The sequence below is a fragment of the Oleiagrimonas citrea genome, from assembly GCF_012395255.1.
GTDB classification, from domain to species: Bacteria; Pseudomonadota; Gammaproteobacteria; order Xanthomonadales; family Rhodanobacteraceae; genus Oleiagrimonas; species Oleiagrimonas citrea.
Genome location: NZ_JAAZQD010000010.1, coordinates 1 through 6,873, shown reverse-complemented (window position 1 = coordinate 6,873; position 6,873 = coordinate 1). Strand labels below are relative to the sequence as shown.

At 50.7% G+C, this 6,873-nt stretch carries 9 protein-coding genes; all 9 read left to right on the top strand.

Going from position 1 to position 6,873, the window contains the following annotated elements; translation table 11 throughout:
- The first annotated feature begins 172 nt into the window (after positions 1–172).
- Positions 173–625, top strand: coding sequence for a TRADD-N-associated membrane domain-containing protein (locus HF690_RS14905; RefSeq protein WP_168610009.1), 453 nt, complete (start codon positions 173–175; stop codon positions 623–625).
- An 88-nt stretch (positions 626–713) separates the two neighbouring features.
- Positions 714–1,163 (top strand): hypothetical protein, encoded by a 450-nt coding sequence (locus HF690_RS14900; RefSeq protein WP_168610008.1) that lies wholly within the window; start codon positions 714–716, stop codon positions 1,161–1,163.
- A 60-nt stretch (positions 1,164–1,223) separates the two neighbouring features.
- Complete coding sequence (locus HF690_RS14895; RefSeq protein ID WP_168610007.1) at positions 1,224–1,409, top strand: hypothetical protein; 186 nt, start codon at positions 1,224–1,226, stop codon at positions 1,407–1,409.
- Positions 1,410–1,495: 86 nt separating this feature from the next.
- Positions 1,496–2,197, top strand: coding sequence for a hypothetical protein (locus tag HF690_RS14890; protein ID WP_168610006.1), 702 nt, complete (start codon positions 1,496–1,498; stop codon positions 2,195–2,197).
- Positions 2,198–2,524: 327 nt separating this feature from the next.
- Entirely contained in the window at positions 2,525–2,944 is a 420-nt protein-coding gene (locus tag HF690_RS14885) for a DUF6869 domain-containing protein (RefSeq protein WP_168610005.1), read from the top strand.
- A 57-nt stretch (positions 2,945–3,001) separates the two neighbouring features.
- Positions 3,002–3,475 carry a hypothetical protein gene (locus tag HF690_RS14880; RefSeq protein WP_168610004.1) on the top strand — a complete coding sequence of 158 codons (474 nt, stop codon included), beginning with the start codon at positions 3,002–3,004 and terminating at the stop codon, positions 3,473–3,475.
- A gap of 78 nt (positions 3,476–3,553) precedes the next feature.
- Complete coding sequence (locus HF690_RS14875; RefSeq protein WP_168610003.1) at positions 3,554–4,147, top strand: PIN domain-containing protein; 594 nt, start codon at positions 3,554–3,556, stop codon at positions 4,145–4,147.
- Between the two features lie 638 nt (positions 4,148–4,785).
- Positions 4,786–5,178: a hypothetical protein gene (locus tag HF690_RS15030; RefSeq protein WP_205300850.1), complete on the top strand. Its 393-nt coding sequence runs from the start codon at positions 4,786–4,788 to the stop codon at positions 5,176–5,178.
- 809 nt (positions 5,179–5,987) lie between these two features.
- Positions 5,988–6,302: a hypothetical protein gene (locus HF690_RS14870; protein ID WP_168610002.1), complete on the top strand. Its 315-nt coding sequence runs from the start codon at positions 5,988–5,990 to the stop codon at positions 6,300–6,302.
- The last annotated feature ends 571 nt before the right edge of the window (positions 6,303–6,873 follow it).

Genomic DNA, 6,873 nt, shown 5'->3' with positions numbered 1-6,873 from the left:
TTCGCCAAGTCCACGCCAAGGATTATAGTGTTCATGGAGACTTCCTCTTCTGCTGACGGTTGTGTCGCAACACCATCATGGCCTTCGAGACCGAAGGGAGGGGAAGTCTCTTTTTACTCATCCAAGCGGACGCCGTACCGGCGCCGCTTAACTCCAGCGTTAGGTGCTTATCGTGGATGCCAAGCAGACAGCCGCTTATATCGAGGCCTACTACAAGACCAATCAGTCGCATGTAGCATGGAGCTTTTGGGCCAGCCTGTCAGCTCTGGTGGTTGGTCTTGTAGTGCTTGTTGTTGGCGTAGTGCTTGCTTTCCGTGGCAGCGCACCGGCCGTCTCAATCACTACAACCGCAGCAGGCGTGCTTACGCAGTTCATTAGCGCGGGATTCTTTTATCTGTACAACAAGAACCTCAGGCAGCTAAACGTGTTCTATCAAAAGCTAGTACAGCATCAAGATCTTCTGTTTGCTTTTGGTCTTACGGGGCACATTAAGGAAGAGGATCGCGCGGACGTAATTAAGGGGCTCATCGGAGCTCTGCTTTCGCGTAGTGCCCCTTCGGTGGAACTCACCCCAGAGTTAGTCAAAGCAATGGCAGAATCGCGGGCGGCCGATCGTCGCCCCTAACAATTCATTCAAGCCGACTGCCCACTGGCTTCGCCAGCGGTCGGCGCCTTGATTCATGCGTTAGGCACTCGAAGATGGAGTTGAAGAGTTGAAATCAATAGATAAGCTCGCCATGGGCATGGGTGCTCTTGATATCGCGAACATAGTATGGATGATTGTTCAGGGCATGCTTCACGGCTCAGCCTTTAATTCTTTCATTCCTGATTTCAGCAGGCCATCACCACCTCTATTCGTCATCCTTCATGTATTCACAATTTTTGTCTACATTCTAATCCTTGCTTGTGGCATCACACTGGTGCTGCGCTTATCAAGGTTCGCGTGGCTTAACTACATCCTGTTTCCTCTACGTCTCGCGTTTTTCCTTCCTACGCTGTTCCCGGTGTTTATGCTGGCAGAGCCACTTGGCTTAGTCGTGCACCCATACGTCAACATCGGATTGCTCGTTGCTACTGAGGTCGCATGCTGTGCGTTTATTTTCTATTGGCGGCGCAGTCATCGCAGGCGGTCATCAACTGGCGCTTCGGCGCCGATCGCCTAACAATTCATCCAAGCGGACACGCTGACGCGTGCCGCTTAATTCAAGCGTTAGGGCGCAAAGATGAGCCGGTTCCGTGAACTCGACGACTTCAACCGACGCTTCGACTCCATGGAAGTGGATGAATTGAAGCGTTGGAAGAAATACTGGACGCAGCATGCGCAACATCTCGGCCCAAAAGTTCGCAAAGACGCCATGAAGCGAGTCCATAGGATTGACAAGGCCATCCTTGATCGCCAGGTCGACTGATATGCCATGCATAATGCGCTCTAACAATTCATCCAAGCGGACACGCTGACGCGTGCCGCTTAACTCCAGCGTTATGTGAGGCACAAATGACACCTGAACGGGTCTTTATTCCCAATCATTCACCAGCCTTGTTCGATAGGGCAGAAAAATCTTCAAAGCGAGGAGAGGGCGTCTCGACATGTATTCTTGCTGTTTCCGCCACGGAAGCATTCACACACGATTTAACAGAGTGGTATAAATTTTGTGCCGACCACAAATTAGAGTGCCCCAACAACAAAGATAAAGGACTTTTTTCCCCAGATAGATTTACTACCTGTTTTTCGGTTCTTCACAAATATACCGATCTAGAGAATTCTATTCTCGAAAAAATAAGTAAAATTGAATCAAGCAGAGAAAGAGACTCCCTCTTGAATAAGTATCTAGAACTTTATGCCATTTGTAAAAATGGAGAAAAAGCAGACAAAGGAGCGAATCCGTATCAGGATTTTTCTTTACTCATAAAAATAAGAAACAGTATTGTGCATACAAAAGGAGAGATGCTTTCTAACTCCAACGGGTACTCTAAAATAGATGGCCATCCGTACTTTATTGAAACTCTTTCTCAAAAAAATGTAATTTCAAAAAATCAAAGCTTCTCAAGTTGGCTTAATCTTATAGAAAACAAAAACTTTGCGAAATGGAGCCTCGAAATAGCCGAGGAGGTTATTGAAAACGCAATCAACATGTTGCCAAAAACAGAAATTTCGGAGCTTTTTAAAGACCAAGCTTCTCTGCATAAAACCGCATAACAATTCAATCCAGCCGATGCCTTCGGCACGACTGATTTCAAACGTTAGGCCGTGATCAACAGCACAGAGAAAAAATGCGACGAGTGTGGATCCCGCTACATGGCTGCGGCATCCTTCATGCAGTCTCTATGCCCGGAGTGTGCACATGTCCTTTACGGTATCCCAAAGTGTTCGCATGAATTCGTCTCGGGTCGTTGTGTCCACTGCGGCTGGGATGGCTCGACTTCGTCCTACATCCGTTCGTTGTCTCGAACACCACCGCCGCCCTAACAACTCGTTCAAGGCGGACGCGCTGACGCGCGCCGCTTAACTCCAGCGTTAGGCCTCATGAGCGCATATCAGCAGTGGAAAAAACTAGGCAAACCTACTGACCATCTCATGGAGTGCTGGCTGCTCTCGCAATCCAATATACCTACCACTGCAGATGATCATGTATGGGCTGAATGGGAACTGTCTGATTTGGCAAGTGATGACCCTGAAAAAGCTTGGGAGTGCATTCTTTATGCTGTTCCAGATACGCGCTTTTCGGATCACTTGGGCCTGTTGGCCGCCGGCGTACTTAAAAACCTGCTGTCATATCACGGCCCGGATTTCATAGATCGCGTAGAGCACCAAGCAAAGGTAGACCCAAAATTCGCATGGACACTCGGTGGCGTTTGGCGGTTCCAAATGAGCGATGAGATATGGCACCGTGTACAGGCGGTATGGGATAGGAGCGGATGGGATGGTATTCCGGCTAAGGCCTAACAATTCATTCAAGCCGACGCCGCATCGCGGCGCGGATTAATTAAGGCGTTAGCACTCATGCCAGCATCCGCCTCATCTTGGAAACGCGAACCCTTTACGGAGGGCGTGGCGCTCCCCTTCAGCGCAGAGTTCAACAATGAGGAGTTGTCCCGACTAAGCGAAGGGCTTGTCCCTGAACAGATGGAGGACAAGTGGTTCGTCTACTTCGACGCGCCACACCTCTTCTTCCATCGGAGCTGGACCGGCAAACCCGTCTATCGCGTCGCATTGGATGTCGGTCCAAACGGAGCTGTGGCCTCTGAGGCGCTCTGGGCAACAGAGTTTGCAACAGCGGATAATGCTGACCTAGGCTATCAAGCCAAGCTGCTCGTCTTTTTGATCTCAAACTTGCTGTTACATCAGTCCAAGCCGTTCCCACGTCCGGCCGGGATCAAAGAGCCTATGCCAGGTGTTTTCCAACATCATGCAACTGGCACCGGCTTTCGCGAGGTTGCGGTCAAGCCAAAAAAACCATGGTGGCGCTTGTGGTAAGTGCTAACCAATCGTCCAAGCGGACACGCTAACGCGTGCCGCTTAACTCAAGCGTTAGCAGTACAGGGGAAGTTTTACGTGCGAACCAACTATGTGCTCATTGACTACGAGAACGTGCAGCCGTCTGCGCTCTCGGCGTTGGACAAGGAGTTCTTCAAGGTCTATGTGTTTGTTGGCGCCAATCAGGCCAAGGTTAACTTTGACGTCGTCGAGGCATTGCAGCGCCTTGGTGCAAATGGCGCGTACATCAAAATTTCAGGCAATGGCCCAAACGCCCTGGACTTTCACATTGCCTACTTCATCGGCAAGCTTGCGGCCGTAGACGAATCGCCCTTCTTCCACATCATCTCAAAAGATACGGGCTTTGATCCGCTCATTGCGTACCTCAAGGCCCACAAGATTTACGCCTGTCGTTCCAAGAGCATTCACGACATTCCAATCATCAAAGCGGCAAACTCTACGAGCCTCTCCGAGCGCGTGTCTGCGGTTGTGGCAAACTTGAAGCAACGCGGCAACTCGCGCCCGCGCACGCCAAAAACACTGGCCAGCACTGTCAATGCTCTGTTCCAAAAAAGCCTCACAGAGAGCGAGCTATCTGGGCTGGTAAAGGCTTTGGAGCAACAAGGCCATATCAATATTTCAGGCAACAAGGTTGCGTACAGGCTTGCGTAGCTGTGCTGCTAACAGTTCATTCAAGCCGACCGCCAAACCGCTACGCGGTTCGTCGGCGGCTTACTTCAGGCGTTAGGGCGCAGAATGCGACATTCACGAATACTATTTTTGGTGTTGGCGTTCGTCTCACTGGCCGCATATGGTCAGGAGCCATCGTCAATAAGCGTTCCTCCCGGGGCATTCGCCATCAAGCACTTTCCCATTCTTGGAGGCCGAGCGTTCCAAACGCAGTTCAAACTCAACGCGGCGTACCCAGCAACGCCAGCGCTTGAGTACTACAAAGCTCATATGGCAAAACCCTGGGTAATGTGCACGTGGGCACCGAAATGGTCGCACTTTATCGATGCACAGACGCCCACCCGTTTCGCTGTCTACCAGCAGCTTTACATGTGGGTAAATCCTAAGTTGCAACGCACACTTATGCTTTCGATGCGCTACTTAGCTCCGGAGAGCAGCGGGCATGCTCCCAACAACGACATACAGCACATAGTATTGGTTGAATACATGTCTACTAATGTGGCGAACACTATCCAGCAACTTCACCTTCGCTGCCTATCGGGAAGTCTCGTTGCGCACTAACTGATCATCCAAGCGGACACGCTGACGCGTGCCGCTTAACTCAAGCGTTAGGCATAAGAATGGGGCATTACACGGAAGAAATATTGCGAAACGCTCGCAGAATCAATGAGCTCAAGGCACGCATAGATGAAACAGTGAAGTTTCGGAACAAGAATGATCACAAGCGTAAAGAATGGCAAAATGCCTGTTCTGACTTCCATAAAGAATACAATTTTTTAGCCTTCCCCGGTGGTTACGAAGGTGCGTTGGAGCGACTTTTGGATGGAGACTCTAAAACAATGGAAGCAGCAATATGTTTCTTAGAGACAAGGCCCTATTTCTTTCGCTCCGGATATATGTTTAAAGACATACTGAGAAAGGCCAAGAAAGCACCATTATCGGAAGACCAAAGGAATCGGTTTAATAAGGTTTATGATTCGTATATCAAATATCGCGAGTCACGTAATGCCTAACACGGCACTCCAGGTGACCCGCTACCGCGCCGCTCCTATCGTCGCTCTGCGGCAGCGGTCACCTGAGTTTAGTCGTTAGCCATGCAAAACATACGACCAATCGTTATAGTGATATTGATACTTGCATTGTGCACCGGAGTTGCGACAGCTCAAGTCGGCAACACAATTACTATTTCACTCTCACCCAGCGCGACAGACTTGAGCGCTGGTGAACCTGTAATAATAAATATTGCGGTTACAAATACTTCCAAATCGCCGAGATATTTAGACCGCAACGTTATTGGCCCGCTTCAATACAGCGTTAAAAGCGCTTCGCATCGCATTCTGTTTTGCGGTATCTCAGACCCACCTCCGCCTATAACTAAGCCGCAAGGCGAAGAAGATTGGGTTTGGCTACAACCTGGCAAGACCATGTACTTTACGCAACGTCTGTCGCAAAAAGACCTATGTATGTTGGTCCCGGGCACATACTTTGTGTCCGCACTCCTCATTGGGCATATTGCTACAGAGGAAGATCGCAAGGGCGCCGGTCTTAATGTCTTTTCTTCTTGGTCCAAACCAATCAAGGTTGTCGTACACCAACATTGACACTCGGCAGCATATAATGGATAACAAATCATTCAAGCCGACCGCCCACTGGCTACGCCAGCGGTCGGCGTCTTAACTCCAGCGTTAGGGGTTCTGTGATCCGGTCTCTCGCACTGCTCATACTTTTATTTGCGGCCGCGCCATGCCTGGCGGGCACACATGGCTGCCTCAAGTACGAGAAGCCCGGTACATCCGTGCTTGGGACACTCACTCGAGTGCGCATGGAAACCAGCACACTTGAGCAACACCCCCGTATCGTCACGGTTACACGCTGGATGTTGGAGACTTCTCAACCTTTCTGCGTAGATGGTAATCAAGCGCTTGGCAACATCACCATGCGAGGCGCAAGCAGTATTGAACTTATTCCAACGAATCCATCTGGCTTCATTCCATTCATCGGAAAGCAGGTCAAGGTTACAGGTTCGCTTCTTTCAACCTACATCCCTCACTATCATGCATACTTGGTCATGCGGGTAAGCTCAGTGCACGAAGCGCTGTCGCATACCCCTAACAACTCATCCAAGCGGACACGCTGACGCGTGCCGCTTAATTCAGGCGTTAGGCCTTGCATGGATTGGCGCCTCACGAATCAGCAAAACTATCTGGCAGGCGTGTCATTGACGCGTCGCACATGGGATCGCACCCTCCAAGCCTCTGATCATGAGCACTGTGCCTTTTGCTGGGCAAAGTTCGCAGATCCATCTGTGCCAGAGGCCGTCCAAGTGGGTTACGCCACCCTCGATGGCCAGCACTGGGTATGCGACAACTGCTTTCAGGACTTCCATGGTCCTTTCGGATGGAGTGTGGTCTAGTGCCTAACCAATCCTTAGGAGACTCCCCGTCAACGCCGGGCGCATGATGCCTTTGCCCTGGGTTTTCGGGCCACTTCCGGTCTTACTTTTTGCGTGATACATGCCCGTGCTTCGCGGTTGCAACGGATGCCAGACTGCATTTCCTTAGACGGTCTTGTTGCACCGATGCGGCTAGTGCGGACCAGGGTATAAACCGCACCCGGCGACCTCATTCATTCATCGGACTGTCCGGTGTGCGGGGATCGGCCGCAACACGGTTTGGACGTCCAGCTAGTTAGTCAGGTTCTCGCCGGGT

What these genes read in the sequence shown, in the direction of transcription:
- HF690_RS14870 (WP_168610002.1), top strand. Translation starts at nt 5,988, where the DNA reads ATGGAAACCAGCACACTTGAGCAACACCCCCGTATCGTCACGGTTACA.
- HF690_RS15030 (WP_205300850.1), top strand. Translation starts at nt 4,786, where the DNA reads ATGGGGCATTACACGGAAGAAATATTGCGAAACGCTCGCAGAATCAAT.
- HF690_RS14885 (WP_168610005.1), top strand. Translation starts at nt 2,525, where the DNA reads ATGAGCGCATATCAGCAGTGGAAAAAACTAGGCAAACCTACTGACCAT.
- HF690_RS14895 (WP_168610007.1), top strand. Translation starts at nt 1,224, where the DNA reads ATGAGCCGGTTCCGTGAACTCGACGACTTCAACCGACGCTTCGACTCC.
- HF690_RS14880 (WP_168610004.1), top strand. Translation starts at nt 3,002, where the DNA reads ATGCCAGCATCCGCCTCATCTTGGAAACGCGAACCCTTTACGGAGGGC.
- HF690_RS14890 (WP_168610006.1), top strand. Translation starts at nt 1,496, where the DNA reads ATGACACCTGAACGGGTCTTTATTCCCAATCATTCACCAGCCTTGTTC.